Genomic DNA, 24,655 nt, shown 5'->3' with positions numbered 1-24,655 from the left:
GCGCCGGGGTGACGCGCCGAGCCCTGCCCGGGGCCCGATCCTTGTCCTAGCCCGCCTGCTCCGCCCGCATCACGATGGCCGTCACGACGACCCCGTCCCGCACCAGCCACGTGCCGGAGAACCCCGTCAGGCGCGAGCCCGCGACCACGGGACCCTCCACCAGGAGCTCGGCGGTGAACGTGCCGTCCGCGCGGATGTCCAGGTGCGCGTCCTCGAAGCCGAGCCAGCGCCCGGCGAGCGGGAACCACGCCTTGTAGACCGACTCCTTGGCGCTGAACAGCAGCCGGTCCCAGGGGACGGAGGGCTCCGTGACGGCGAGCGCGGCCAGCGCGGCGCGCTCCTTCTCGTCGCTGACCAGCTCAAGGACGCCGGGGTCGGACAGCGGCTCGGCCGGTTCGGCGTCGACGCCGACCGAGAGGACGGCACCGGCGCGGGCGACGACCGCGGCGCGGTAGCCCAGGCAGTGCGTCATGCTGCCGACGACGCCGTCGGGCCACACCGGGGCGCCCTTGTCGCCGCGCAGGATGGGCCCGGGCGGCACGTCGATCCGGGCGAGCGCGGTGCGGGCGCAGTGCCGCGCGGTGGTGAACTCGCGCTGCCGCTTCGGCACCGCCTTCGCCACGTACGCGACCTCTTCGGGGAACAGGACGGCGTCGGCCGGGTCCTCGCGGGTCTCGACCACGACGACGGGCTCCTCGGCGAGGAGCGCGCCCAATATGCCGGTCTCGTCGGTTACTTCGCCGGTGGACTTCGAGGGTGACGTCACAGTCGATCACTGTACCGGCGGCCCGCGCGGCGCGGTCCGGGATTCCCACGTCGGGCCCGACGGCCGGTGCGCGGGGGGCCCGCGGGGCGAGCGCATAGGGTGGCCTGATGCAGGACGAGTACCGCACCGTGGCCCGCGAGGGCGTGCACGAGACCGAGATCAACCGCTCGCGCTTCCTGTGCGCGCTCGCACCCGCCGCCACCGAGCAGGAGGCCCAGGACTTCGTCGCCCGCGTCCGCAAGGAACACCCGACGGCCACGCACAACTGCTTCGCGTACGTCATCGGCGCCGACGCCTCCGTGCAGAAGGCGAGCGACGACGGCGAACCGGGCGGCACCGCGGGCGTCCCCATGCTCCAGATGCTGCTCCGCCGCGACATGCGGTACGTCGTCGCCGTCGTGACCCGCTACTACGGAGGCGTCAAGCTCGGCGCGGGCGGCCTGATCCGCGCCTACGGCGGAGCCGTCGGCGAGGCGCTCGACGCGCTCGGCACCCTGACCCGCAGGCGCTTCCGGCTCGCCACCGTCACGGTCGACCACCAGCGCGCGGGCAAGATCCAGAACGATCTGCGGTCGGCGGGGCGCGAGGTGCGCGACGTGCGGTACGGGGACGTGGTGACCATTGAGATCGGCCTTCCCGACGCCGACGTCGAGGCCTTCAAGGCGTGGCTCGCGGACGCCACGGCGGGCAGCGCGGCGTTCGAGCTCGGGGGAGAGGCGTACGGGGACGCCTGACGGCGGTTGGGGCCCGCCCCGGGGCGGGTCGGTCGGGGCGGGTTGGGGCGGGGCCGGGACGAGGTCTGGCCCCAGGGGCACTCGGGCCTCGGGCCCGAGATCAGGCGCGAACATGTGCGAATAGGTAGAATTCGGGCATGGGGAAGCGGCCCGTGACGCCGACTGCGCCCGAACTCGTCCTCGAGACCGACACCGGCTCCACGGTGATGAGTCCGAGCCGGGACTATCACGTCGGCCGTGACCCCCTGAGCGACGTCTTCATCGACGACGCCCGCGTCTCCTGGCACCACGCGGTGCTGCACGCCGAGCTCGACCACTGGACGATCGCCGACGAGCACAGCACGAACGGCACCTACGCCGACGGACACCGAGTCCAGGAGTGGAGCGTCGGCCCCGGCAGCGTCCTGCGCTTCGGCAACGCCACGGACGGCCCCCGCGCGGTGCTCGTCGGCCGCGAGCCGCCCCCGCCCGCCGCCCCCGAGCGCCCCTCCGCCGTCCGCACGCCCTCGGCCACCGGCACCTTCCGGCAGCCGACGACCGTGCGCCCGCTGCCCACCCGCACCGTCCGCATCGGCCGCGCCGCCGACAACGACGTGGTCGTCGACGACCTGGTCGTCTCCCGCCGCCACGCGGAGCTGCGCCACCTCGCCGACGGCACGTACGAGATCGTGGACCTCGGCAGCCACAACGGCACCTATCTCAACGGCCAGCCGGTCGCCCGCGCCCCGGTCATGCCCGGGGACATCGTCGGCGTCGGCCACCGCGCGTACTGCCTCGTCGGGGACCAACTGCAGGAGTACGTCGACACCGGCGAGGTGTCGCTCGACGTGCAGGAGCTGACCGTCGCCGTCGACCGGGGCCGCAGGACGCTCCTCGACCGGATCTCCTTCCCCGTCGGCGAGAAGTGCCTGCTCGCCGTCGTCGGACCCAGCGGCGCGGGGAAGTCCACCCTCCTCAACGCCCTCACCGGCCAGCGCCCCGCCGACGGCGGCACCGTCCTCTACGACGGCCGCGACCTCTACCGCGACTACGCCGAACTCCGCCAGCGCATCGGTCTCGTACCGCAGGACGACATCCTGCACACCCAGCTCACCGTGCGCAGGGCCCTCGGATACGCCGCCGAACTGCGCTTCCCCCAGGACACCGAGAAGGCGGAACGCAAGGCCAGGGTCGACGAGGTCATCCGTGAACTCGGCCTCGAACAGCGCGTCGACCAGCCCATCCACAGCCTCTCCGGCGGCCAGCGCAAGCGCGTGAGCGTCGCCCTCGAACTGCTCACCAAGCCGTCGCTGCTCTTCCTCGACGAGCCGACGTCCGGGCTCGACCCCGGCATGGACCGCTCGGTGATGCACATGCTGCGCGGCCTCGCCGACGACGGCCGGACCGTCATCGTCGTCACGCACAGCGTGCTCAGCCTCGACGTGTGCGACCGGCTCCTCGTGCTCGCGGCGGGCGGCAGGATCGCCTACTACGGGCCGCCCCAGGACGCGCTCCCGTTCTTCGGCTACGAGCAGTGGCCCGAGGCGTTCGAGGCCTTCGAGGGGGAACGCGACCGGGACTGGGCGGAGGGCTACCGGCAGTCGCCGTTGCACCAGCAGTACATCGTCAACTCCTCCGCCCAGCCGTATCTCCCGCAGCAGGGCGGCACGGGTCAGGGCGGCGCGGGTGCGCCCGTCGCCTTCGCGCCGCCGCCGAAGGCGCAGAGCTGGGGCTCCCAACTGCGCACCCTGGTGCGGCGGTACGCGGCCGCCCTCGGCGCGGACCGGACCTTCCTCGCCATCATGATCGCGCTGCCGTTCGTGATGGGCGCCATGGCCCGCGCCCTCGCCGGGAGCAGGCTGACGCAGGAGACGGCGATGAACGCCCTGCTCATCCTGTGTGTGGGCGGAGTCCTGACCGGCGCCGCCAACGCCGTGCGGGAGCTGGTCAAGGAGCGCGTGATCTACCAGCGCGAACGGGCCGTGGGGCTCTCCAGATCGGCGTATCTGATGTCCAAGGTCGTCGTGCTCGGCACCGTCACCGTGCTGCAGGCCGTCGTGCTGACCCTGGTCGCCCTGCTCGGGGTCGACCTCGACGCACCCGCGGGCGAGGGGGTCCTGATGCCTCCGCTGGTCGAGATCACCTTGGCGGTGGCCCTTCTCGCCTTCACGGCCATGATGCTCGGCCTTCTCGTCTCGGCCCTGGTGCGCAAGGAAGAGGTGACGATGCCGCTGCTCGTGCTCCTCGCCATCGTCCAAGTGGTCTTCTGCGGCGCGCTCCTGAAGCTCCACGGCGTGCCCGGTGTCGAGCAACTGGCGTGGCTCGTGCCCTCGCGGTGGGCGCTCGGCGCGATGGCCGGGACCATCGGCCTCGGCAGGATCGTCCCGGGGGAGCTGACGGCCGATCCGCTGTTCCGGCACTCCGCGGGTGTCTGGCTGCTGAACATGGGCGCGCTGGTGGCCCTCTCGGCCGTCTTCGGGTACGCGGTCGCCAGGCTGCTGCGGCGGCACGAACCCGCGATCATGCGGAAGTAGCGAACGGCGAGCAGGGACAGCGCGGGAGCGCCACGGCGAACAGGAGCGGGAGCGGACGAGATGACCACTGCGGACTTCCGGCCCACACATGTCGTCCCCCAGGACGGGCTGCCCGCCTGGGAGGCGCCGGACGCGAACCGGCCGACGACGCCCCTCGACGCCCTGCTGCCCGTGCAACTGGTCGACCGGCTCGGCGACTGGGGCCGGATCGTCTGCGCCAACGGCTGGTCGGCCTGGGTCGACGGCCGCCTCCTGGTCGCCGTGCCCCACGATCCCCCGGCCGCGGGCCACCCCCTGACCCGCACGGCGGACCCGCGCCCGCTCCTGGCCCGCGCCGAGGACGCCATGGCCCGCTACCGGCGGGCGGCGGAGGAACTGGCGAGCGGCACGGCGGACGGCGAGTCCTTCAACCGCCGGACCCGTGGACTGCGGGTCGGCATGATCGTGGACGGCGAGTCGGTGTGGCTCTACGACGCCGAACACGAGCGGTGGGTCTTCTGCGACGGGACACGGCTCAGTACGTACGCGGCGGGGCAGGTGCCGAGCGCGCACGGCGACGGGGCGGGCGGGGCCCCGGAGGACGGCGGGCAGGCCGCGGGGCCGGAGCCGACGCAGGTGGTCGAGGCCGTATCGGATGCCGGTACGGGTCCGGCGCATGCTCCGTACGGTGATGGCGCCAACTCCGGCGAGTCCGGCCAAGGCGGCGCCCCCGGCCCGTACGGCCCAGGCGGTACCTCCAAGCCGTACGGCCCAGGTGGTACCCCCGACCCGTACGGAGAAGAGCCCACCCGGCGCATCCCTCCCGTCACGGTCGATCCGGACCCGTCGCGGGGCCGGCCCGGTGACGCCTGATGGGGAGCGCGCCGCGCGAAGCGCCGTCGGGCAGCGGTCCGCACTCCGGGCGCCCCTCGGACCTGGTCGGGAAGCAGATCGCGGGCTACCGGGTCGAGAGCGAGATCGGGCGCGGCGGGATGGCCGTCGTCTATCGGGCCAAGGACCTGCGCCTCGACCGGACCGTCGCCCTGAAGCTGCTCGCCCCCGAGCTGGCCCGCAACGACACGTTCCGGCAGCGCTTCACGCACGAGTCCCGCGTGGCCGCCGCGATCGAGCACCCGCACATCGTGCCGGTCTTCGAGGCGGGCGAGACCGACGGCGTGCTCTACATCGCCATGCGCTACGTCCCCGGGCTCGACCTGCGCCATCTGCTCGACCGTTCGGGTCCGCTCCCCGTCGGCACGGCCCTGCGCATCGCCGCGCAGGTCGCGTCCGCGCTCGACGCGGCCCACGACCACGGACTCGTCCACCGCGACGTCAAACCCGGCAACATCCTCGTGGCCAAGGGCACGGACAGCGACCACCCGGAGCACGTCTACCTCACCGACTTCGGCCTGACGAAGAAGTCGCTTTCGCTGACCGGGTTCACGTCCGTGGGCCAGTTCGTCGGGACGCTCGACTACGTCGCGCCGGAGCAGATCTCGGGCCGCCCCGTGGACGGCAGGTGCGACGTCTACAGCCTCGCCTGCGTCGTCCACGAGACCATGGCGGGCGGGCCGCCCTTCCAGCGCGACGACGACATGGCGCTGCTCTGGGCCCATCAGTACGACCAGCCGCCGCGCCTGACCGAGCAGCGCCCCGGCAGCCCCGGGGCCCTCGACGGGGTCCTCGCGAAGGCGCTGGCCAAGAGCCCCGACGAGCGGTACGGCTCCTGCCTGGAGTTCGTGGCCGCGCTGCGCGCCGCGGTCACGGGCAGCAGCGCCCAGGGGCACCCGCCGACGCAGGTCGACCTTCAGGTCGTGGGGGCACCGGCCGGTCCGGGGGCGCCTCCGGAACCGCCGAGCTGGGCCCGGCCGGTCTTCCGGCGGCTGCCCGGGTAGGCCCGAAAGCGCTCGTAAGCGCCCGACAGCACCTGTCAGAGTCGGTCTGCGCTGGCCTGCCCCACCTCGCCGCGCCGGTGGACCCGCCGCGCCAGGAGCCCGCCGATGAACCCGGCGACCAGGCCCCAGGCCACCGCGAGCAGCAGCGCGGTCCCCAGGTGCGGCCGCAGCTTCACGAGGCCGGTGAGGCCGCCGCCGAGGTCGCCGATGCCCAGGAGCGAGAGGCCGGCGTGGGCGGAGACCCCGGCCAGCAGACAGACCGTGAGCACCGTGAGGGCCAGCGCCACCGCCATGTGCACGGCGTGCTGCCAGGCCCGCATCCGGGCGGGCGAGCGCGCCGCCATCAGGAACGCGGCCCCCAGCACCATCACCGCCGCGACGACCAGCAGCCACCACACCCGGTCGTCGTGGTCGGAGAGCGTCCGCAGACTGAGCGTGGAGTCGCTCGGTGTCCGCAGGACCTGGTCGAGGACGCGCGGCATGGGCAACCCGAACGGCCCGTCCACGCGCCCTTCCCAGGACGCGCCGAGCCCGAGGGTGAAGGCGAGCCAGAGGAGGTTGGGAAGGCCGAGCAGCAGCACCGCGAGGGTCTCGGCGGTGTGCCCCTGCGTCGCCGCCACGCCCACGCCGATGACGAGCCCCAGGACGACGTACGCGAGCAGCAGGACCACCATGGCGTACGCCGCGGGCCGCACCGACTCCTGGAAGCGCACCAGGCGGGCGGGGAGCGGCGCCCCGCGCGAGACCAGCAGCGCCATGGCGAACACGCCCGCGAGCCACAGCAGGCCGAACACGAGGGTCGGCGGCACATCCGTCTCGAACCCGACCTTGGGCGAGGCGCCGAGGAGGTCACCGATGTCGGCCGCGGTGCCCTCCCCGAGCTCGATGGTGAACCGGTGGCGGGCCACCGGGCCGAGGCCCACGAGGAGCAGGACCCACAGGAGCGCGATCCGGGCGGCCCAGCCGGTCAGCTCCTTGGTGTCGGCGACGGCCCGGTGCCGCAGCGGCCTGAGGAACCCGGCGGCGATCACCAGCGCGCCCACGAGGGAGACCGAGAGCGGAACCACGGAGAGTCCCGCGTCCGTGTCGGCGATCCCCCCGGCGCCGCCGGAGAGGCCGACGGAGCCGCCGACCGCCATGACGACGACCGCGGCGACCACGGAGGGGAACGCGCCGTCGGGCAGGTCCCCGGCCCCCGCGGCCCACAGTCCGAGCGCGGCGACGACGGCCATGGCCACCAGGGCGGCGAGCACGGCGAGGAGGGCGTGCGGCCAGCCGTGGGGGTCCCGTCGGCTCTGCGGCGCGCGCTGCGTGCCTGCCCGGCCGGGCGGTGTCTGGTGACTCACGTTGTCACGCTAAGCAGCCCCGCGCCGGCGCGCCCCTCGGGAGGGCCGACCGCGTCGACCCGCGGCACCCCGCGTCGGCCCGCGGGCCCTCAGGGGTCGGTACGCACAATGGGCGCGTAACGGAATAAGTCACACAGAACAGTGGAAAGCGTGACCAGGTCCGTTCGTCGCACCCTACGCAGGGGAGAAGTCTTCGTGAGCGTCGAGCCGCCGTCCTCAGGTCGTCCCACAGGACCCCCCTCCGGCCCGCTCTCGGGCCCCTCGCAGCCGGGCGCCACCCAGCAGAGCGGGACCCCGGGCGCGGGCCCGCCCGGTTCGACGCCGCCACCCGGCGGGGACCGGCCTTCGGGCCCGTCGGGCGGCCAGGGCCCAGGCGGAGGCGGGGACGGGGGCAGGGGTGGGGGATCGAACGAGCCGCCCGAGGGACCCGGCGGCGGCCCCGAGCCGGACCGCCCCTGGTGGAAGTCCGCGCCGCGCGTGGCGATGATCGGCCTCGCCGTCGTGGCCGCCGTGGTGCTGACCGTCGTCCTCACCCGGCCCGAGGGCACCAAGGAGTCCCGCGGCGAGGTCCTCCTCCAGGCCGCGGGGAAGTCGGGCCCGGATCCCTTCACCGAGTCGACGGCCCGGGACGACGACACCCCGCCGTCCCCGACGCCCGTGGCCAGTACGTCGGCGTCGGCGAACGTGACGCGTGGCGTCGACGGCTCCGCCCCCGGCCTCTACGGCGGGACGCGCAAGGTCGGGGCCTGCGACGTGGAGAAGCAGGTCGACGTCCTCGGGAAGGACCCGGCGAAGAACAAGGCGTTCGCCTCGGTCCTCGACATCGACGCGGCCGCCGTCCCCGCCTACCTGCGGGCGCTCACGCCCGCACAGCTGCGCATGGACACCCGCGTCACCAACCACGGCTACCGCGACGGCGCCCCCACCGCCTACCAGGCGGTCCTCCAGGCCGGGACCGCCGTACTCGTCGACGACCGGGGCGTGCCGCGGGTGCGCTGCGCCTGCGGCAACCCGCTGCTGCCCCCCGTCGCGCAGCAGGGCACCCCGAAGCGGACGGGCGACGCCTGGCCCGGGTACCGCTCGTCGAATGTCGTGTTCGTGGCGCCCGCCGCCCATGTCGTGAACGTGTTCGTCATGTACGACCCGAAGAGCGGCAAGTGGTTCGAGCGTGACAAGGGCGACACGGGCGCCGGCGACAAGGAGACGGAGCCGCCGGTGAACCAGCCGTCCCCGTCCGCGTCCCTGTCCCCCTCGCCCTCGTCCTCCTCGCCGTCCCCCTCCCCGTCCTCCGGCGAGCCGTCGTCGCCGTCCGCCTCCGCCTCGTCTTCGTCCCCCTCGCCGTCCACGGAGCAGGAGCAGCCGCCCGAGTACCGGTCCCCGGAATCGCCGCCGTCGCCAGGGGCGTACTGAGGTCCGTGATCGAGCAGGTGCCGAGAGGCGCTAGCGTGGTGGGTGCTGTCGGCGGGGCCCGTGCTGGGACGGTCCCCGATCCGGAGCACAGGAGGGGAGAGCGAGCATGCGGGCCGGAGCGGCGTCTTGAGAATTCTGCACACGTCCGACTGGCATCTGGGCCGGGCGTTCCACCGCGTGAACATGCTCGACGCCCAGGCCGAGTTCATCGGCCACCTCGTCGCCACGGCCCGTGCGCGCGAGGTGGACGCCGTCGTCGTGTCGGGAGACGTGTACGACAGGGCGGTGCCGCCGCTCGCCGCCGTCGAGCTGTTCGACGACGCGCTGCACCGGCTCGCCGACCTCGGCGTGCCGACGGTGATGATCTCCGGGAACCACGACTCGGCGCGCCGCCTCGGCGTCGGCGCCGGGCTCATCGGCCGCGCGGGCATCCACCTGCGGACGGACCCGGCGGGCTGCGGGCAGCCCGTGGTGCTGACCGACGCCCATGGGGACGTGGCGTTCTACGGCCTGCCGTACCTCGAACCGGCGCTGGTCAAGGACGAGTTCGGGGTGCGCAGGGCGGGCCACGAGGCCGTGCTCGGCGCCGCCATGGAGCGGGTGCGCGCCGACCTGGCCGCCCGGACGCCGGGCACCAGGGCCGTCGTCCTCGCCCACGCCTTCGTGACCGGCGGCGAGGCCAGCGACAGCGAGCGGGACATCACGGTCGGCGGGGTGGCCGCCGTGCCCGCCGGAGTCTTCGACGGCGTCGACTATGTGGCGCTCGGCCACCTGCACGGCAGCCAGACCATCAGCGAGCGCGTGCGCTACAGCGGCTCCCCGCTGCCGTACTCCTTCTCGGAGTCCGCCCACCGCAAGAGCATGTGGCTCGTCGACCTCGGAGCGGCGGGGGAGCTCGGGGCCGAGCGGATCGCCTGCCCGGTGCCGCGGCCCCTCGCCCGGATCCGGGGAGACATCGCGACGCTGCTCGCCGACCCCGAGCTCGCCCGCCACGAGGAGGCCTGGGTCGAGGCGACGCTCACCGACCCGGTGCGCCCCGACGACCCCATGGCCCGCCTCTGCGAGCGCTTCCCGCACACCCTCAGCCTCGCCTTCGACCCGGACCGCGCCCCCGAGGACCCCGACGTGTCGTACGCCCAGCGGCTCAAGGGCCGCGACGACCAGCAGATCGCGGAGGACTTCGTGACGCATGTGCGCGGCGCGGGCCCCGACGCGGGCGAGCGGGACGTGCTGCGGGACGCCTTCGACGCCGTCCGCGCCGACGACGTGCTCCGCGAGGTGGCCCGATGAGGCTGCACCGGCTGCGGATCACCGCCTTCGGGCCGTTCGGCACCACTCAGGACATCGACTTCGACGAGCTCTCGGCCGCCGGGCTCTTCCTGCTGCACGGCCCGACGGGCGCCGGAAAGACCTCCGTCCTGGACGCCGTCTGCTACGCCCTGTACGGCTCCGTCCCCGGGCCGCGCCAGGGCGGCGGCCAGGGCGCGACCCTGCGCAGCGACCACGCGAGCCCGGACACCCGCACGGAGGTGCGCCTCGAACTGACCGTCGCCGGACGCCGGTTGGAGATCACCCGGCAGCCGCCCTGGGAGCGCCCGAAGAAGCGCGGCACGGGCACGACGACGGACAAGGCGCAGAGTTGGCTGCGGGAGTACGGGGGCGGGGCGGGGGTCGGCCGGGCTTCTGGGGCGGGTGCTGGCGCGGGCTCTGGCGCGGGTGCCGATGGGGCTTCGGGTGTCGACGGGGCTTCGGGCGCTGATGGGCCTTCGGGCGCTGATGGGCCTTCGGGTGCCGACGGGTCGTCCGCCGCGGGTGCCGACGGGGCTTCCAGCGCGGGCGGCACCTCCGCCGCGGAGTCGTCGGGCGCCGCCGCCAGTTCCGGCGGCGCGAGCGGCTGGAAGGACCTCAGCCGCTCCCACCAGGAGATCGGCGAGGAGATCAGCCAGCTCCTCGGCATGAGCAAGGAGCAGTTCTGCCAGGTCGTCCTGTTGCCGCAGGGCGACTTCTCCCGTTTCCTGCGCGCGGACGCCGAGGCCCGCGGCAAGCTCCTCGGCAGGCTCTTCGACACCCGCCGGTTCGCCGCCGTCGAGGCGCGGCTCGCCGAGCAGCGGCGCGCGGCGGAGGCGCGGGTGCGCGCGGGCGACGCGGAACTGCTCGCGGACGCGCACCGCATGCAGCAGGCGGCGGAGGCAGGGGGCGCGGGCGCCGAGCTGCCGCTGCCGGACGCCGCCCCCGGTGACCCGGGGCTCGCGGACGCCGTGCTCGCCTGGGCCGCCGTGGCCCGCGCGGGCGCCCGTGAGCGCCTCGACATCGCCCGCAGCGCCCTCGCCCACGCGGAGTCCGCGCACGCGGCGGCGGCCGCCGAGCTCGACGACGTACGCGAACTGGCGCGGCTCCAACGGCGGTTCGCCGACGCCACGGAGCGCGCGGCCCGGCTGGAGGCGCGCGCCGCCGACCACCGGCAGCTCACGGCCCGCATGGAGCGGGCCCGCAAGGCCGAGACCGTCGCCCCGGCCCTCGCCCTGCGCGCCGAGGCCGACGAGGAGCACCAGCGCGCCGCGGCCGAGGACGCACGCGCGCGTGCGCACCTCCCCGCCACGTACGCCGACGAGGGCGCCGCGGGCCTCGCGAGCGCCGCGCGCCGGGCCAGCGAGGACCTCGGCGGCCTCGCCTCCGCCCGCCGCGCCGAGCCGCGCCTCGCCGAACTGACCGCCCAGCGCGCCGACCTGGACCAGCAGGAGCGGGCCGACGACGAACTCCTCGCCGACGCGGGGGGCTGGCTCGCCGACTGGGACGCCCGCAGGACCCGGCTGCGCGAGGCCGTCGAGGACGCCCAGGACGCCACCGCCCGCACCGAGCACCTGGCGGGACGGCTCCAGCCCGCGCAGGAGAAGCTCGACGCCGCCCGCAGCCGCGACCGCCTCGCCCAGGAGGCCGACGCCGCCCAGGAACGCGCCCTCGCCGCCCGCGAGCACGCCGGTTCGGCCCGCGAGCACTGGCTCGGCCTCAAGGAGGCGCGCCTCGCGGACATCGCAGCCGAACTCGCCGCGCATCTCGAACCCGGCGCGCCCTGCGCGGTCTGCGGCGGCACCGAACACCCCGCCCCCGCGCGGAAGTCCGCCGGACACGTCGACCGCGCCGCCGAGGAGGCCGCCCTCGCCGCCCACCAGCGCGCGGACGAGGAACGCGGCACGGCCGAGCGGGACCTCGCCGCCGTACGGGAGTCCCTCGCCGCCGCCACCGCGGCCGCGTCCGGCACGCCGGTCGCCGAACTCGCCGCGGCCGTCGAGGAGTTGCGGCACGCCCACACCGAGGCCCGCGGCCGCGCGTCGCGGCTGCACGCCGCCCGCGAGGAGCTGGCCCAGGCCGAGCGCGAGCACGACCGCCGCGTCACCGCGCAGCAGGAGGCCGCCCGCCGCGTCGACTCCCGCGCCGCACTCCGGGACGCAATCGCCGCCGAACAGGCGGGCCTGGAGGAGGAGTTGGCCCGTGCGCGCGGCACCGCCGCGAGCGTCGCCCAGCGTGCCGCGCAACTGGAGCGCCAGGCCGCCCTCCTCACCGCCGCCGCCGATGCCGCGCGCGCCGCCGACGAGTCCGCCCAGCGCCTCAAGGACGCCGACGCCCGGCTCGCCGACGCCGCCTACCGCGCCGGGTTCGACACCCCGGCCGCCGCCTCGGCCGCCCTCCTCGACGACTCAGGCCACCGCGAGCTCCAGCACCGCATCGACGCCTGGCAGAACGAACAGGCCGCCGTCCGCGCGCTGCTCGCCGAGCCCGACGCGGCCGCCGCGGCACAGCGGGCCCCCGCGCCGCTCGCCGCCGCCGAGTCCACCGCCGCCACGGCCGCCGCACGCGTGCGCACCGTCGCGTCCGCGTGCGACGCCGCCGCCCGCCGCCGCTCCGAACTCGACCGGCTCTCCGCCCGCTCGGCCGCCGCCGCCCGGCGGCTCGCCCCGCTGCGCGAGACGCACGACCGCGTGGCGCGCCTCGCCACGCTGGCCGCGGGCACCTCCGCCGACAACGAACGCCGGATGCGCCTGGAGTCGTACGTCCTCGCGGCCCGCCTGGAGCAGGTCGCCGCCGCCGCGACGGCGCGCCTGCACCGCATGTCGTCGGGCCGCTACACCCTCGTCCACTCCGACGACCGCACCGGCCGCGGCCGTTCGGGCCTCGGCCTGCACGTGGTCGACGCGTGGACGGGCCGCGAGCGCGACGCGAGCACCCTCTCCGGCGGCGAGACGTTCTTCGCCTCCCTCGCCCTCGCCCTCGGCCTCGCGGACGTCGTCACGGACGAGGCGGGCGGCGTGCGCCTGGACACCCTCTTCGTCGACGAGGGCTTCGGCTCCCTGGACGACCAGACGCTCGACGAGGTCCTCGACGTCCTGGACGCCCTGCGCGAGCGGGACCGCAGCGTGGGCATCGTCAGCCACGTCGCGGACCTGCGGCGCCGGGTGCACGCGCAGCTCGAGGTCGTGAAGGGCAGGGCGGGGTCGGTGGTGCGGCAGCGGGGCGGGGCCTGAGGGGCGATGGCTTGAGGTGCGGCCGTCAGCTCCGGTCGCCGCCGGACCACAGGGACACCGGCAGCGGCTTGCCCGTCTCGGCGTACGTCTTCAGGTTCGACAGGACCATCGACCAGCCGCCCGCGGCGCGGCGGCGCTCGGTGTCGTCGCGCAGGTTCTCATGGGTGACGGTGAGCCGGACGGTGTCGTCGTGCGGCGTGAGGTCGAAGGTGACCTGTGAGGGGCCGTCGGGGCGCTCCTCGCCCGGAGGTGCCCAGGTCACGACGAGGCGGCGCGGCGGGGTCGACTCCACGACGGTCCCGACGACGTCCGCGACGCCGGAGCCGTCGATGCGCCGGTGCTCCCACGCGGACCCCGGCTGCCAGTCGGAGACGTTGCGGTGGCCCCAGTACGCGGCCGTCGCCTCCTCGTCGGTGAGGCACTCCCACACCTTGTCCGGGGTGGCCTCGATGTAGATCGTGTAGACGAAGTCGGGCTTGCTGCTCATGGCGGTCTCGGCCTTCTGCTTCAGTGCGCTCAGCCCGCGCAGGCGGGGCCGTTCGAACTTGTCGATCCACCGCTCCTGCATCTCCTGGAGCGGAATCGGATTGAGGTAGTGGAGCTTCTCGCGGCCGCGCCGGACCGTGCTGATGAGATTGGCCGCCTCCAGCAGCCCGAGGTGCTGGGTGGCCGCCTGGCGGGACATCCGCACGTCCTCGCACAGCTCGCCCAGGCTCTGGCCGTTGTTCTCGTGCAGCCGGTCGAGCAGGAGACGGCGGGTGGGGTCGGCCAAGGCTTTGAAGACCTTGTCCATGTCGGTGCTCACCCCTCCATCATGCAAGCAGGAGCCTGCACGTCAAGCAGGGGGGTGCCGCCTCACAGCCGCAGGGGCCGCCCGGCCGGCCTCACTGGCCCAGGGGGCGCCTGGTCAGCGGAGAGGAGTAGACGACGCTCGTCGTCACCGAGCCGAGGGCGCCGATCTTGCCGGAGACCTCCTCCAGGTGCCGCATCGAGCGCGCGGTGACCTTGATGACGAAGCAGTCGTCGCCGGTGACGTGGTGCGCCTCCAGGATCTCCGGCGTCGCGTCGACCAGGTCGTGGAACGGTTTGTAGTTGCCGTTCGGATAGCGGAGCCGTACGAACGCGAGTACCGGCATGCCGAGGCGCTCCGGGTCGACCACGGCCGCGTAGCCCTGGATCACACCGGCCTCCTCCAGGCGCCGCACGCGTTCGGTGACCGCGCTCGGGGACATGGAGACGGCGCGCGCGAGCTCGGCGTAACTGGCCCGGCCCTGCCGTTGGAGGACGTCGAGGATGCGCCAGTCGGTGGCGTCCGTGGAATAAGCGGTCATGTCCGAGAGGAAACAGGGAAAACCCCGGCTGATCAAGAGGTGGACAGGGAATCGCCCCTTCAGGACAGCGGCCCTTGGCCATAGGTTTTTGGCCATGAACCACACCACTTCCGCAAGCCTCACGAACGCCGCGACCAGCACGAACGCCGCGAACTCCGCCGTCACGAACGCCGTCCTGCGCGTGCCCGCGGCCGCCCCCGCCGCGGCAGCCGCCTACTTCGGCGCGAGCCTCGCCTTCCACGCGGATGTGTCCGACGTCGCCTCCGCGCTCGCCGCCGACGGCGACCCCGGCTTCGTCGTCCTCGACTCCCGCTCCACGGCGTCCTGGGACCAGGGCCACGTCCCCGGCGCCGTCCACCTGCCCACCGCGCTCATCCCGGCCCAGGCCGAGCAGATCCTGGACAAGTCGGTCCCGGTCGTCACGTACTGCTGGGGCCCCGGCTGCAACGGCGCGACCCGCGCCGCCCTGGCCCTGGCCCAGCTGGGCTTCCAGGTCAAGGAGATGCTCGGCGGCTTCGAGTACTGGGTCCGGGAGGGCTTCGCGTACGAGACCTGGGAGGGCCCCGAGCGGCGCGCCGCCGACCCGCTGACGGCTCCCGCCGACGGGGAGGACTGCGGCTGCTGAGCACGGGGGGACTGCGGCTGCTGAGCGGGGCGTGCGGAGGGCGGGCCCCGGCTCACATCGGCTGCACGAAGTCCGCCCGCCAAGAGGGCGACGGGTCGGCGCCGACCTTGCTCCAGTACTCGCGGCCCGCCACGATCCGCCCGTCCCACACGGTCCAGAAGGAGGCCACGCGGTGTATCCCCATGGTCTCGTGCGGCACCTCCACCTCGGAGACCACCGTGTCGCCGTCCGCGACGATCCGCAGCAGGCGGATCGACCAGCCTTCCGGATACTTCGCGTTCACGCGCAGGTAGTTGTCCCTGCCCACGATGCGCTCGGCGCTGACCGGCCACTCGACGACGACATCCTCGGCCAGCAGCGCCTCCACCCCCGTCCAGTCCCGTGCCCGCATGCGGTCCCACAACGCCGTGACGATCTCCGTAGGTGTCATGACGGGAAGCGTGGCAGCAGCCACTGACAACGGGCGTTCGCCCACGCTCGGTTGGGCCCGAGCACCCTGGCCGACATCGCCCGCCCTGGATCACCACGTGCCCGCGTTAATCACGTGCGCCCGCGCGCGGTGAGCCGCATCATCAGCTGCCATGCCCCAGCTTCCCCAGCCCACCGCCGCCGAACTCCGCCGCGACCCGCTGCCGTTGCGGGGGCGCACCGCTCTCGTCACCGGCGCGAGCCGTCGCGGAGGCATCGGCCACGCCGTCGCCCGCCGCCTCGCCGCGTACGGGGCGAGCGTCTATCTGCACCACCATGTGCCGCACGACGCCGAGATGCCCTGGGGCGCCGACCGGCCGGACGACGTCGCCGCCTCCGTGCGCGCGGCGCGGGCCGACCCGGACGCCCGCGTCCGCCACGGCCCCGCCGACCTCGCCGACGCCGCCGCTCCCGCCGAACTCGTCGCCCATGCGGCCGACGCGCTCGGCGGGCGCCTGGACATCCTCGTCGCCAACCACGCCCGCAGCGGCAGGGACGGCACCCTCGACGAGATCGACGCGGCCATGCTCGACGCGCACTGGGCGGTCGACACCCGCTCGGTGATCCTGCTCGTGCAGGCGTTCGCGAGGCTGCGCGCCGGGCTCGCGCCGCGCACGCCCGGCGGCCGCGTCCTGATGATGACGTCCGGCCAGGACATCGCGGGCGGCATGCCGGGCGAGATCGCGTACGGCCTGCAGAAGGGCGCCCTCGCCTCGGCGACCCGCTCGCTCGCCACCTCGCTCGCCGACCTCGCCGTCACCGTGAACACCGTCAACCCCGGCCCCGTGGACACGGATTACCTCACGGGCGAGGCGTACGACGACATCGCCGCGCTCTTCCCCGCGGGTCGCTGGGGGATGCCCGACGACCCGGCCCGTCTCATCGCGTGGCTCGCGACGGACGAGGCCGAGTGGATCACAGGGCAGGTCATCGACTCGGAGGGCGGCTTCCGGCGCTGACGGCGGGCCCGGCGCCGAGCCTGAGGGGGTGGGACGGGGCGGGCAGTCGACAAGAAGCCCGCCCCGCCCGCCTCACAGCGCCGAGAGCTCGTCCACCAGGTCGTCGAGCCCCAGCGACCCCTGCGACAGCGCCGCCATGTGCCACGCCTTCGCGTCGAACGCGTCCCCGTGCCGCCGCCGCGCGTTCTCGCGGCCGAGCAGCCAGGCGCGCTCGCCGAGCTTGTAGCCGATGGCCTGCCCGGGGATCGTCAGATAGCGGGTCATCTCGCTCTCGACGAAGTCCGCGGGCCGGCTGCAGTGCGCCCCGTAGAACTCCTGGGCAAGATCCGGGGTCCAGCGCTCGCCGGGGTGGAACGGGGAGTCCGCGGGGATCTCCAGTTCCAGGTGCATGCCGATGTCGACGATGACCCGCAGGGCACGCATCATCTGCGCGTCCAGGTAGCCGAGGCGCCGCTCGGGGTCGGTGAGGAAGCCCAGCTCGTCCATCAGGCGCTCCGCGTACAGCGCCCAGCCCTCCGCGTTGGCGCTGACGATGCCCACGGTCGCCTGGTAGCGGGACAGGTTCTCGGCGACGTGCGCCCACTGCGCGAGCTGCAGATGGTGGCCGGGCACGCCCTCGTGGTACCAGGTGGACACCAGGTCGTACACGGGGAAGCGGGTCTCGCCCATGGTGGGCAGCCAGGTCCGGCCGGGGCGCGAGAAGTCCTCGGAGGGACCGGTGTAGTACGGGGCGGCGGCGCCGCCGGGCGGGGCGATCCGCGACTCCACCTTGCGCACCCGCTCGGCGAGTTCGAAGTGGGTGCCGTCCAGCGCCTCGATCGCCTCGTCCATGAGGTCCTGCAGCCACTGCCGGACCTCGTCGACCCCGTCGATGTGCGCGCCGTGCTCGTCGACGTGCGCAAGGGCCACCCACGGCGTGGCCGCGCCCGGCAGGATCTTCTCGGCCTCGGCCCGCATCTCGCCGAGCAGCCGGTGGTACTCGGCCCAGCCGTACGCGTACGCCTCGTCCAGATCCAGGTCCGTGCCGTTGAAGTGGCGCGAGAGGCGGGCGTAGCGCTCGCGGCCCACGACCTCCGGCGCGCCCTCGATCGCGGGCGCGTACACGTCCCGCATCCAGTCGCGCAGCGCCACGACCGCGCCGGTCGCCGCCTTCGCCGCCGTGTCGAGCTCGGTGCGCAGCGCCTGCGGTCCGTCCGCCGCGAACTCCTCGTACCAGCCGGGCCCGCCCTCGGCCCCCGCCCACTGCGTCAGCTGCTCGATGAACGTCGCCGTCGGCCGGGGCGCGGCGAACAGCTTGCGCTCCAGGCCGAGTTCGAGGGAGGCCCGGTAGCCCTCGTACGCGCCGGGCACCGCCCGCAGCCGCTCCGCGATCGCCGCCCAGTCCTCGTCCGTGTCCATCGGCGTCACCGTGAAGATCTCCCGGACCGCGTGCGGCGCGGTGTGCAGATTGCCGACGGCGCGCAGGCCCTCGTCGGCCTCGTGCACGGCAAGCTCCGCGGTGAGCCGCTCGCGCAGCAGCCGCGCGCAGCGCCGCTCCACGTCGGTGTCGGCGCCCGGGCGTGCCTCCGCCTCGTCGAGCCGCGCCAGCGTCGTGCGCGCGAGCGCCGCGAGGGCGTCGAGGCCCGCGGGGGAGAGGTCGGGGAGCTTGCTGTTGCTCTCTTTGACGCCGAGGTAGGTGCCGGTGACGGGGTCAAGGGCGATGAGCTCGTCGACGTAGGTGTCGGCGACCTCGCGGGGCAGCGGTCCTGAGCCCGCGGCCGTGGGGGTGATGTTCGTGTCTGACATGCGGACATCCTGGTACGGGACAGGGCCGCACGTCACGGGCGCGTGGGCGCCGCACCAGGCGCGGCGGCGACCATCCGTCCTTTAGTTGACTGATCGTTCCAGTTGGGGCTAGCGTCCGCCGTATGGCGAGGACCAAGGAATTCGACCCCGACGCCGCGCTCGGAGCAGCGCTCGACCTGTTCTGGAGCCGTGGCTACGAGGCGACGTCCATGGCGGACCTCGTCGAGCATCTCGGCATCGGCCGCGCCAGCATCTACGCGACCTTCGGCAACAAGCGCGAGCTGTACCTGAGGGCGATGGACCGCTATACGGAACTGAACGATCCGCTGCTCCTCGACGAGCTCTCACGGCCCGGCCCCGCGCTGCCGGGGATCCACGCCCTGCTCGACCGTTTCGTGGCCGAGTCGTCCGCACCGGCCACCCGGCTCGCGGGCTGCTTCGTCACCAACACGGCGGCGGAGCTGGCCCCGCACGACCCCGCGGCCGACCGCAGGGTCGAGCTGAACTGGGAGCAGATCGAGACCCTGCTGCACGCCGCGCTCACCCGCGCGCGGGCCCAGGGGGAGATCCCCGAGGAGCGCGATCCGCGCGCCCTCGCCCGCATGCTGCTCGTGCTGCTCCAGGGCATGCGGGTGGTCGGCAAGGTCTCCGGCGGCGAGGCCCGGGTGCGGGCGGCGGCGCGACAGGCGCTGGCGCTGCTGACCTAGGGGCTCATCGGACCCGACTCTCCCCGCCCTGGCGCGTCTTGTCCCGGGCGGTGGATTCCCACGCCTCAATAACAGAACGATCGGTCAATTATGACAGTCTCTTCGAGGAGGACGCACATGGCGCAGAAGAAGGTCGCCGTACTCGGCACCGGGATCATCGGCGCACCCGTGGCGCGCCATCTGCGGGCGCACTTCGCGGTGCGCGTCTGGAACAGGACCCACGCCAGGGCGGAGCCCCTCGCCGCGTACGAGGGTATCGAGGTGTGCGCCACCCCGGCCGAGGTGGTCGCGGGTGCCGACGTCGTGGTGACCGTCCTCAAGGACGGGCCGACCGTGCGCGAGGCGTTGGCGGCGGCCGCCCCCGCGCTGGCCCGGGGCGCGGTGTGGGTGCAGCTGAGCACGGTCGGCGCGCAGGAGATCGACGAGCTCGCGCGGCTCGCGGACGCGCACGGGCTCGTGCTGTACGACGCGCCGGTGCAGGGCACCAAGCAGCCCGCGGAGAACGGCGCGTTGGTGGTCCTGGCCTCGGGGCCGCGAACGACCGGGGAGCCGCTGGAGCTCGCGCGCCTGGTGTTCGACGCGATCGGCACGCGCACGGTCTGGGTCTCCGACGAGCCCGGCGCGGCCAGCCGCCTCAAGCTCGCCCTGAACAGCCTCGTGTTCGCCCTCACGCACGGCACCGCCGAGAGCCTCGCCCTGGCCGAGGCGCTGGGCGTGGACCCGGCGCTCGTCGTCGACGCGGTCGCGGGCGGCCCCCTGGACAGCCCGTTCTTCCAGGCCAAGGCCGCCGCGATGCGCGCGGGCGACTACACGGCCAGCTTCTCCGTGAGCAACTCCGTCAAGGACGCGGAACTCGTCGTGGCGGCGGCGGAGTCGGCCGGGGTGGCGGCCGACGTCGGCGCCGCCGGGCTCGCCCGGTTCCGGCGCGCGGCCGACGCCGGGCACGGCGACAAGGACATGGCCGCCTCGTACCTCGTGGCCCGGACCGGCGCGGGGCCGAACTTGGGCGCGGGGGCCTGACGGGCTCCGGACGGCGGACGCCCGCACCCTCGCGCGAGGGTGCGGGCGTCCTTTCGCGGCTGGACCGCGCCTTTCACGGCTGGACCGCGTCGGCGGTCCTGGGCGCTACTGGTGGCTGTCGTACGGCAGTTGCGACCGCACCGGTGTGGCGTCGAGGCGGGCGGTGATGACCAGCGTGCCCTCCTCGATCTGGAAGTCCAGCGGGAGCTTCAGACCGCGCATCGCGGCGACCATGCCGGTGTTGGACGACTGCGTGACCGCGTACACGCTCTCGCAGCCCGCCTCGATCGCCATCGAGACCAGACGGCCGAGCAGTTCGCCGCCGATGCCGCGACGCTGCCAGTCGTCCTCGACGAGCAGCGCGATCTCCGTCTCGTCACCGTCCCACAGCAGATGACCGAGGCCGACGACACGGCCGGACGCGGTGCGCGCCGCGAGCGTACGGCCGAAGCGCGGGCTCAGGAGGTGGTTGAGATAGCGGTCGGCGTCGTTGACCGGGCCGTGGTAGCGCATGCCAAGGGTGCGCTTCGAGCAGCGCTCGTGCATGTCCTTGGCGGCCTTGAGGTCGCCCGTGTCGGCGCGGCTCACCGTGATGTCGCTGCCCTCGGGGAGCGTGAGCACGTCCTGGCCGCGCGGGATGCGCGGGCCGAGCCGGGTGTCCAGCTCCACGAGCGCCCGCGCGCGGGCGAACTCCGTGGGGGTGAACGGGAGATACGGGCGCTCGACCGTGATCACTCCGCCTTCGGGGGCCCGCAGCCGCAGCACGGTCCCGTCCAGTGCGCCCTCGACGGGCGCCGCTTCCTCCAGTGCGCGCTCCGTCTGCCCCGGCCTCGCGGGCAGGGAGCGGATGGTGCACCGGCCCAGCAACTGGCGCAGCGCGAGCGGCAGTTCCGCCGCGTCCAGGGCCGTGCGCGTGGCCAGGCCCAGGATCCGGGTCGGCGCGTCCACCAGGTCGTGGGCGTCGGCCCGCTCGATCCAGGTGCTCGATCCGCCCGCGCGCGAGACCGTGCGCGTGAGGTCGGCCGCGGGCAGGGCCGCCGGGGCCCGCAGCAGGAACTCGTCGACCGTGCCGTCGGCCAGCGGGTGGGTCTGCAGGCTCAGGATGTCGACGCTGTCCCCCGCCAGCGCCGTGCACAGCACGGCGAGCGAGCCGGGGGCGTCGCGCACGGTCGTGCGCATGCGCCACAGGGTCGTCGGCTCGGGTCGTGGACCGGCCGCCGCGTCGGCGGCGTCCGGCGTTGTCGTGGCGGACGTGGTCGGCGTCGCCCCGGCGGTCGTGGTGTCGGTGGGGTCGGTGGTCTCCCCGGTCCGGTCCTGGGCCGGCCGCGGCGGGGCGCCCGTATCCGGGCTCTCCGCGCCTGGCGGCGCATGCGTGTGGCGCCGTGCCCACCATGTGTGGAACCCGGCCGTGGCCGCGAGGATCACGGCCGACACAAGGAGCAGCTCGGGCCCGTCCGGGCCGTGCCCCACGAGATTGGCCACCGCGTCCGCCACGGCCACGGCCGTGAACAGCGCGGCGAGTTCGACGACGTCCCGGCGCCAGTGGTGCACCGGCCTGCCGTGCTTCTTGCGCGTCACATCAGACATGTCAGCACTCATGCAGTCACTCTGGCCGAAGGGTGTTGCGTGATCACGAACGGTTTGTGACTGATGGGTTAAGAGCGGTTCTGTCCGTTTCATTACTCTTTGCTCACCCCGGTTGTCCGTTGCTGTCCCCCGTATGCCCGCAACGGTCCGCGCGGGTGCCGACCGGACGCGGCCGGTCCGCACCCGCGCGGGTCGTCACTGGCCCACGCGTCCCGGCTGCAGCACCTTGGTGAAGAGCACGCCTCCGCCCTGCTGCCGCAGTCGCACCGTCAACTCGCCGCTGTCGCCGTCGATGTCCACCTCTCCGTAGTAGGGCGGTGTCTCCGCCGGCGATGTGTTGGCTCGGTCCGGCGCCTTGACGAACGTCTGGTCCGGGCCGAAGGTTCCATCGAGTTTCACGGCCGGGAAACCGCCCGCGGCGAGCGGCCCGGACACGAACTCCCAGAACGGCGCGAAGTCCTTGAAGGCGGCGCGCGAGGGGTCGTAGTGCTGCGCCGAGGTGTAGTGCACATCGGCCGTCAGCCACACCGTGCCCGTGATCCGGCGGTGCTTGATGTGCCGCAGCAGCTCGGCGATCTGCAGTTCGCGGCCGAGCGGCGCGCCCGGGTCGCCCTGCGCGACGGCCTCGAAGTTCGTCTGGCCGTCCCCGACCACCAGGCCCAGCGGCATGTCGGACGCGATGACCTTCCACACCGCGCGCGAGCGCGACAGCTCCCGCTTCAGCCAGGCGAGCTGTTCGGCGCCCAGGATGCCGGTGGCGTCCTCGGGCTGCCGGTTCGGCGAGTTGGCGTTGCGGTACGTGCGCATGTCGAGCACGAACACGTCCAGGAGCGGGCCGTGCCGGAGCACCCGGTACACCCGCCCGTCGCGGTCGCCGGGGCGCTGTGTGGAGATCGGGTAGTACTCGCTGAACGCCCGCAGCGAACGCCCCGCCAGGACGTCTACGTCCTTCTCCGTGTAGCGCGCGTCCTCCAGGATCTGCCCCGGGTACCAGTTGTTGCGCACCTCGTGGTCGTCCCACTGCACGATGGACGGCACCTGGGCGTTGAACCGGCGCAGGTGCTCGTCGAGCAGGTTGTACCGGAAGTTGCCGCGGAACTCCGCGAGGGTCTCGGCGACCTTCGACTTCTCCGGCGTGGTGATGTTCTTCCACACCCGGCCGTCGGGCAGCTTGACGGTCGCCTGGATGGGGCCGTCGGCGTAGATGTTGTCGCCGCTGCACAGGAAGAAGTCGGGGTTGCGGCCGCGCATCTCCTCGTACACCCGCCAGCCGCCGAGCTCCGGGTTGATGCCCCAGCCCTGGCCCGCGATGTCCCCCGACCACAGGAAGCGCACGTCGTCCCGGCGTCTGAGCGAGGTCGTGCGGAACGTGCCGGTCACCGGTTTCCCCGTACGGCGCGGGTCGTCGGGGTCGGCCAGGAGCACGCGGTAGTGGATCTGCTCACCGGAGGGCAGCCCGCGCAGCCGCGTGGTGCCGGTGAAGTCGGTGCGGGGGCCGAGCAGCGGGCCGTGCCAGCGCGTCGGCCGCCGGAACGACTCCGTGGCGGACGTCTCCACGATCATGCGAGCGGGCCGGTCGGAGCGCACCCACACCAGCCCCGAGTGCGCGCCCACGTCACCGGCCTGCACTCCCCAGTCGGCGCTCGGACGGCCCCGCAGGGCGAGTGCCGGGGCCCCGCCGGACAGCGCGGGCACGGCGAGCGCCGCGGGCACGACGAGCGAACCGCGCAGCAGGCTGCGGCGGCGCGGGGACGGGCTCGACGGACGGTGTGACATGAAGACGCCTCCAGGGACGGCGAATCGATCGGATGTGCAGTGCCACGTGTACTGCTGCGCCACGGCGCCCACGCGAACCACAAGTGAACAACCGCCCATGGGGCCAGGGGAACAGCCGCGCCGGACACCGAGTCGCGCGGCGTCCCGGCCCACGGAGGAGGGCCTGATCGTTGTCTACGTAGACCGCTCTGCGTAGATGGCTCCGTGCAGACGGGGGTCTACGGAGACGTCGATGCCCCGGACGGCTACCGCCCGGTGTTCAGCACGCGCGTGGGCCGAGTTCAGCACGCGCGCGTGGGCCGACTCCTGGAGTCCCTGGGTCTCCTGGGGCCGACGGCCCTTGCTCGTCCTGTGGAAGTCAGCGGCTGGTGTCGAGGATGACGCGGGCCACCCGGGCCGGGTCGTCGTGCATCGGGACGTGCCCGCAGCCGGGCAGCCGGACGAGCCGGGCGCCGGGGACGGCGTGCTTGGCGCGGATGCCCTGGCGGCGCAGCAGCAGCCGGTCGCGGGTGCCCCAGGCGACGGTGACCGGCAGCTCCGGCACGTCGTCGCGGAAGCGCACGTCCCGCCCTGCGGCCAGCGTCTCGTGGAAGCCGGTGGCGTTGCGCAGCGCCAGCGTCTCCGCGACCACCGCCTCCGGGGAACGGTGGCCGGGGTGGGCGTAGATGGTGCTGGTGAGCGCGGTCCGGCCGACCGCGCTCCGGGACAGCCGCTCGACCGTCGGCAGGGGGAGGCGGCGCGCGATCCCGCGCATCGCGCGCAGCGTCGTGAACGCGTACCGCCGCTCCGCCTCGCTCCAGAACCCGGCGGGGGACAGCGCGGTGACGGACCGTACGAGCTTCTCCCGGCCGAGTTCGAGCGCGAGCAGCCCGCCCAGCGAGTTGCCCGCCACATGCGGCCGTTCGACGCCCAGGGCCCCGCACAGGGCGCGCAGCGTGGGCACCACCGTGGACAGGTCGTACGCGAGTCCGTCCGGCAGTGCCGGGGAGGCGCCGAAGCCGGGCAGGTCCACGGCGATCACGTCCCGCTCGGCCGCGAGTATGCCGACGACGGGGTCCCAGGCCTGGCGGTGGTGGCCGATGCCGTGCAGCAGGAGCAGCGGCGCCCCGGTGCCGGAGCGCTGGTAGGCGATCGTCACCGAGCGCGGCCCGCGGGGCGACTCGACGCTGAACGACACCTCTGCGGCCTCTGCGGACCCTGCCACCCGTGCGGCCATGACTGCTCCTGACTTAGA

The 24,655-nt window shown here is 74.1% G+C and carries 20 protein-coding genes; 11 read left to right on the top strand and 9 right to left on the bottom strand.

Translation table 11 applies throughout. The features are described from left to right. Window positions 1-46: 46 nt before the first annotated feature. The gene (locus ACZ6AA_RS11630) at window positions 47-715 is read right to left on the bottom strand and encodes a 4'-phosphopantetheinyl transferase family protein (RefSeq protein ID WP_468459688.1); all 669 of its coding nucleotides are present in this window, start codon (window positions 713-715) and stop codon (window positions 47-49) included. 158 nt (window positions 716-873) lie between these two features. Between ACZ6AA_RS11630 and ACZ6AA_RS11625 the strand changes: the two genes are divergently transcribed. The 4 genes from ACZ6AA_RS11625 (at window position 874) to ACZ6AA_RS11610 (ending at window position 5,887) form a co-directional block, all read left to right on the top strand. Further along, a complete protein-coding gene (locus tag ACZ6AA_RS11625) occupies window positions 874-1,500 on the top strand; it encodes a YigZ family protein (protein ID WP_468459572.1) in 627 nt (208 codons plus the stop codon). A gap of 137 nt (window positions 1,501-1,637) precedes the next feature. Continuing rightward, window positions 1,638-4,013, top strand: a complete 2,376-nt coding sequence (locus ACZ6AA_RS11620) for an FHA domain-containing protein (protein WP_468459571.1) — start codon at window positions 1,638-1,640, stop codon at window positions 4,011-4,013. A 60-nt stretch (window positions 4,014-4,073) separates the two neighbouring features. Then, the gene (locus ACZ6AA_RS11615; protein WP_471457571.1) at window positions 4,074-4,865 is read left to right on the top strand and encodes a hypothetical protein; all 792 of its coding nucleotides are present in this window, start codon (window positions 4,074-4,076) and stop codon (window positions 4,863-4,865) included. Beyond that, a complete protein-coding gene (locus tag ACZ6AA_RS11610) occupies window positions 4,865-5,887 on the top strand; it encodes a serine/threonine-protein kinase (RefSeq protein ID WP_468459568.1) in 1,023 nt (340 codons plus the stop codon). Before ACZ6AA_RS11615 ends, ACZ6AA_RS11610 begins: the two co-directional genes overlap by 1 nt. Window positions 5,888-5,922: 35 nt before the next feature. On the opposite strand, the gene ACZ6AA_RS11605 is transcribed toward ACZ6AA_RS11610, so the two are convergent. Then, the gene (locus ACZ6AA_RS11605; RefSeq protein WP_471457569.1) at window positions 5,923-7,233 is read right to left on the bottom strand and encodes a streptophobe family protein; all 1,311 of its coding nucleotides are present in this window, start codon (window positions 7,231-7,233) and stop codon (window positions 5,923-5,925) included. A 195-nt stretch (window positions 7,234-7,428) separates the two neighbouring features. Here ACZ6AA_RS11605 and ACZ6AA_RS11600 point away from each other — a divergent pair, with 195 nt between their 5' ends. From ACZ6AA_RS11600 to ACZ6AA_RS11590, 3 genes are all read left to right on the top strand, one after another. After that, window positions 7,429-8,643: a DUF6777 domain-containing protein gene (locus ACZ6AA_RS11600; protein WP_468459564.1), complete on the top strand. Its 1,215-nt coding sequence runs from the start codon at window positions 7,429-7,431 to the stop codon at window positions 8,641-8,643. Window positions 8,644-8,769: 126 nt separating this feature from the next. Beyond that, window positions 8,770-9,933 carry an exonuclease SbcCD subunit D gene (locus tag ACZ6AA_RS11595; protein ID WP_471457567.1) on the top strand — a complete coding sequence of 388 codons (1,164 nt, stop codon included), beginning with the start codon at window positions 8,770-8,772 and terminating at the stop codon, window positions 9,931-9,933. After that, window positions 9,930-13,163, top strand: coding sequence for an AAA family ATPase (locus ACZ6AA_RS11590; protein ID WP_471457565.1), 3,234 nt, complete (start codon window positions 9,930-9,932; stop codon window positions 13,161-13,163). The genes ACZ6AA_RS11595 and ACZ6AA_RS11590 overlap by 4 nt, the downstream gene beginning before the upstream one ends. 25 nt (window positions 13,164-13,188) lie before the next feature. Here ACZ6AA_RS11590 and ACZ6AA_RS11585 read toward each other — a convergent pair whose 3' ends face one another. Continuing rightward, window positions 13,189-13,956, bottom strand: a complete 768-nt coding sequence (locus ACZ6AA_RS11585; protein ID WP_471457878.1) for an ArsR/SmtB family transcription factor — start codon at window positions 13,954-13,956, stop codon at window positions 13,189-13,191. Window positions 13,957-14,047: 91 nt separating this feature from the next. Next, on the bottom strand, window positions 14,048-14,494 hold the full coding sequence (locus ACZ6AA_RS11580; protein WP_385718894.1) for an Lrp/AsnC family transcriptional regulator: 447 nt from the start codon (window positions 14,492-14,494) through the stop codon (window positions 14,048-14,050). Between the two features lie 94 nt (window positions 14,495-14,588). Here ACZ6AA_RS11580 and ACZ6AA_RS11575 point away from each other — a divergent pair, with 94 nt between their 5' ends. Next, on the top strand, window positions 14,589-15,119 hold the full coding sequence (locus ACZ6AA_RS11575) for a rhodanese-like domain-containing protein (RefSeq protein ID WP_468459559.1): 531 nt from the start codon (window positions 14,589-14,591) through the stop codon (window positions 15,117-15,119). Window positions 15,120-15,171: 52 nt separating this feature from the next. On the opposite strand, the gene ACZ6AA_RS11570 is transcribed toward ACZ6AA_RS11575, so the two are convergent. Continuing rightward, window positions 15,172-15,549 (bottom strand): nuclear transport factor 2 family protein, encoded by a 378-nt coding sequence (locus ACZ6AA_RS11570; protein WP_468459558.1) that lies wholly within the window; start codon window positions 15,547-15,549, stop codon window positions 15,172-15,174. Between the two features lie 151 nt (window positions 15,550-15,700). Here ACZ6AA_RS11570 and ACZ6AA_RS11565 point away from each other — a divergent pair, with 151 nt between their 5' ends. Beyond that, window positions 15,701-16,546: an SDR family oxidoreductase gene (locus ACZ6AA_RS11565; RefSeq protein WP_468459556.1), complete on the top strand. Its 846-nt coding sequence runs from the start codon at window positions 15,701-15,703 to the stop codon at window positions 16,544-16,546. 72 nt (window positions 16,547-16,618) lie between these two features. On the opposite strand, the gene ACZ6AA_RS11560 is transcribed toward ACZ6AA_RS11565, so the two are convergent. Then, window positions 16,619-18,331 (bottom strand): DUF885 domain-containing protein, encoded by a 1,713-nt coding sequence (locus ACZ6AA_RS11560; protein WP_468459554.1) that lies wholly within the window; start codon window positions 18,329-18,331, stop codon window positions 16,619-16,621. 122 nt (window positions 18,332-18,453) lie between these two features. Between ACZ6AA_RS11560 and ACZ6AA_RS11555 the strand changes: the two genes are divergently transcribed. Both ACZ6AA_RS11555 and ACZ6AA_RS11550 read left to right on the top strand, forming a co-directional pair. After that, entirely contained in the window at window positions 18,454-19,038 is a 585-nt protein-coding gene (locus tag ACZ6AA_RS11555) for a TetR/AcrR family transcriptional regulator (protein WP_471457562.1), read from the top strand. Between the two features lie 117 nt (window positions 19,039-19,155). Next, window positions 19,156-20,058: an NAD(P)-dependent oxidoreductase gene (locus ACZ6AA_RS11550; RefSeq protein ID WP_471457560.1), complete on the top strand. Its 903-nt coding sequence runs from the start codon at window positions 19,156-19,158 to the stop codon at window positions 20,056-20,058. Window positions 20,059-20,163: 105 nt separating this feature from the next. Here the strand turns inward: ACZ6AA_RS11550 and ACZ6AA_RS11545 are convergent, their stop codons facing one another. The 3 genes from ACZ6AA_RS11545 to ACZ6AA_RS11535 form a co-directional block, all read right to left on the bottom strand. After that, window positions 20,164-21,645: a GNAT family N-acetyltransferase gene (locus ACZ6AA_RS11545; RefSeq protein WP_468459548.1), complete on the bottom strand. Its 1,482-nt coding sequence runs from the start codon at window positions 21,643-21,645 to the stop codon at window positions 20,164-20,166. Between the two features lie 195 nt (window positions 21,646-21,840). Next, window positions 21,841-23,421, bottom strand: coding sequence for an alkaline phosphatase D family protein (locus tag ACZ6AA_RS11540; RefSeq protein ID WP_468459546.1), 1,581 nt, complete (start codon window positions 23,419-23,421; stop codon window positions 21,841-21,843). Window positions 23,422-23,779: 358 nt separating this feature from the next. Next, entirely contained in the window at window positions 23,780-24,637 is an 858-nt protein-coding gene (locus tag ACZ6AA_RS11535) for an alpha/beta fold hydrolase (protein WP_468482222.1), read from the bottom strand. Between the last annotated feature and the right edge of the window lie 18 nt (window positions 24,638-24,655).

It is taken from the genome of Streptomyces sp. NPDC040610 (assembly GCF_055594065.1).
Note: the sequence above shows the minus strand (reverse complement) of the source record. Positions and strands in the feature narration are given on the sequence as shown.

Bases quoted from the DNA above. Each gene is read 5' to 3' on its own strand.
- ACZ6AA_RS11545 (WP_468459548.1), bottom strand. From the start codon at position 21,645: ATGTCTGATGTGACGCGCAAGAAGCACGGCAGGCCGGTGCACCACTGG.
- ACZ6AA_RS11575 (WP_468459559.1), top strand. From the start codon at position 14,589: ATGAACCACACCACTTCCGCAAGCCTCACGAACGCCGCGACCAGCACG.
- ACZ6AA_RS11580 (WP_385718894.1), bottom strand. From the start codon at position 14,494: ATGACCGCTTATTCCACGGACGCCACCGACTGGCGCATCCTCGACGTC.
- ACZ6AA_RS11550 (WP_471457560.1), top strand. From the start codon at position 19,156: ATGGCGCAGAAGAAGGTCGCCGTACTCGGCACCGGGATCATCGGCGCA.
- ACZ6AA_RS11570 (WP_468459558.1), bottom strand. From the start codon at position 15,549: ATGACACCTACGGAGATCGTCACGGCGTTGTGGGACCGCATGCGGGCA.
- ACZ6AA_RS11620 (WP_468459571.1), top strand. From the start codon at position 1,638: ATGGGGAAGCGGCCCGTGACGCCGACTGCGCCCGAACTCGTCCTCGAG.
- ACZ6AA_RS11540 (WP_468459546.1), bottom strand. From the start codon at position 23,421: ATGTCACACCGTCCGTCGAGCCCGTCCCCGCGCCGCCGCAGCCTGCTG.
- ACZ6AA_RS11615 (WP_471457571.1), top strand. From the start codon at position 4,074: ATGACCACTGCGGACTTCCGGCCCACACATGTCGTCCCCCAGGACGGG.
- ACZ6AA_RS11560 (WP_468459554.1), bottom strand. From the start codon at position 18,331: ATGTCAGACACGAACATCACCCCCACGGCCGCGGGCTCAGGACCGCTG.
- ACZ6AA_RS11610 (WP_468459568.1), top strand. From the start codon at position 4,865: ATGGGGAGCGCGCCGCGCGAAGCGCCGTCGGGCAGCGGTCCGCACTCC.
- ACZ6AA_RS11555 (WP_471457562.1), top strand. From the start codon at position 18,454: ATGGCGAGGACCAAGGAATTCGACCCCGACGCCGCGCTCGGAGCAGCG.
- ACZ6AA_RS11565 (WP_468459556.1), top strand. From the start codon at position 15,701: ATGCCCCAGCTTCCCCAGCCCACCGCCGCCGAACTCCGCCGCGACCCG.
- ACZ6AA_RS11535 (WP_468482222.1), bottom strand. From the start codon at position 24,637: ATGGCCGCACGGGTGGCAGGGTCCGCAGAGGCCGCAGAGGTGTCGTTC.
- ACZ6AA_RS11590 (WP_471457565.1), top strand. From the start codon at position 9,930: ATGAGGCTGCACCGGCTGCGGATCACCGCCTTCGGGCCGTTCGGCACC.
- ACZ6AA_RS11625 (WP_468459572.1), top strand. From the start codon at position 874: ATGCAGGACGAGTACCGCACCGTGGCCCGCGAGGGCGTGCACGAGACC.
- ACZ6AA_RS11585 (WP_471457878.1), bottom strand. From the start codon at position 13,956: ATGGACAAGGTCTTCAAAGCCTTGGCCGACCCCACCCGCCGTCTCCTG.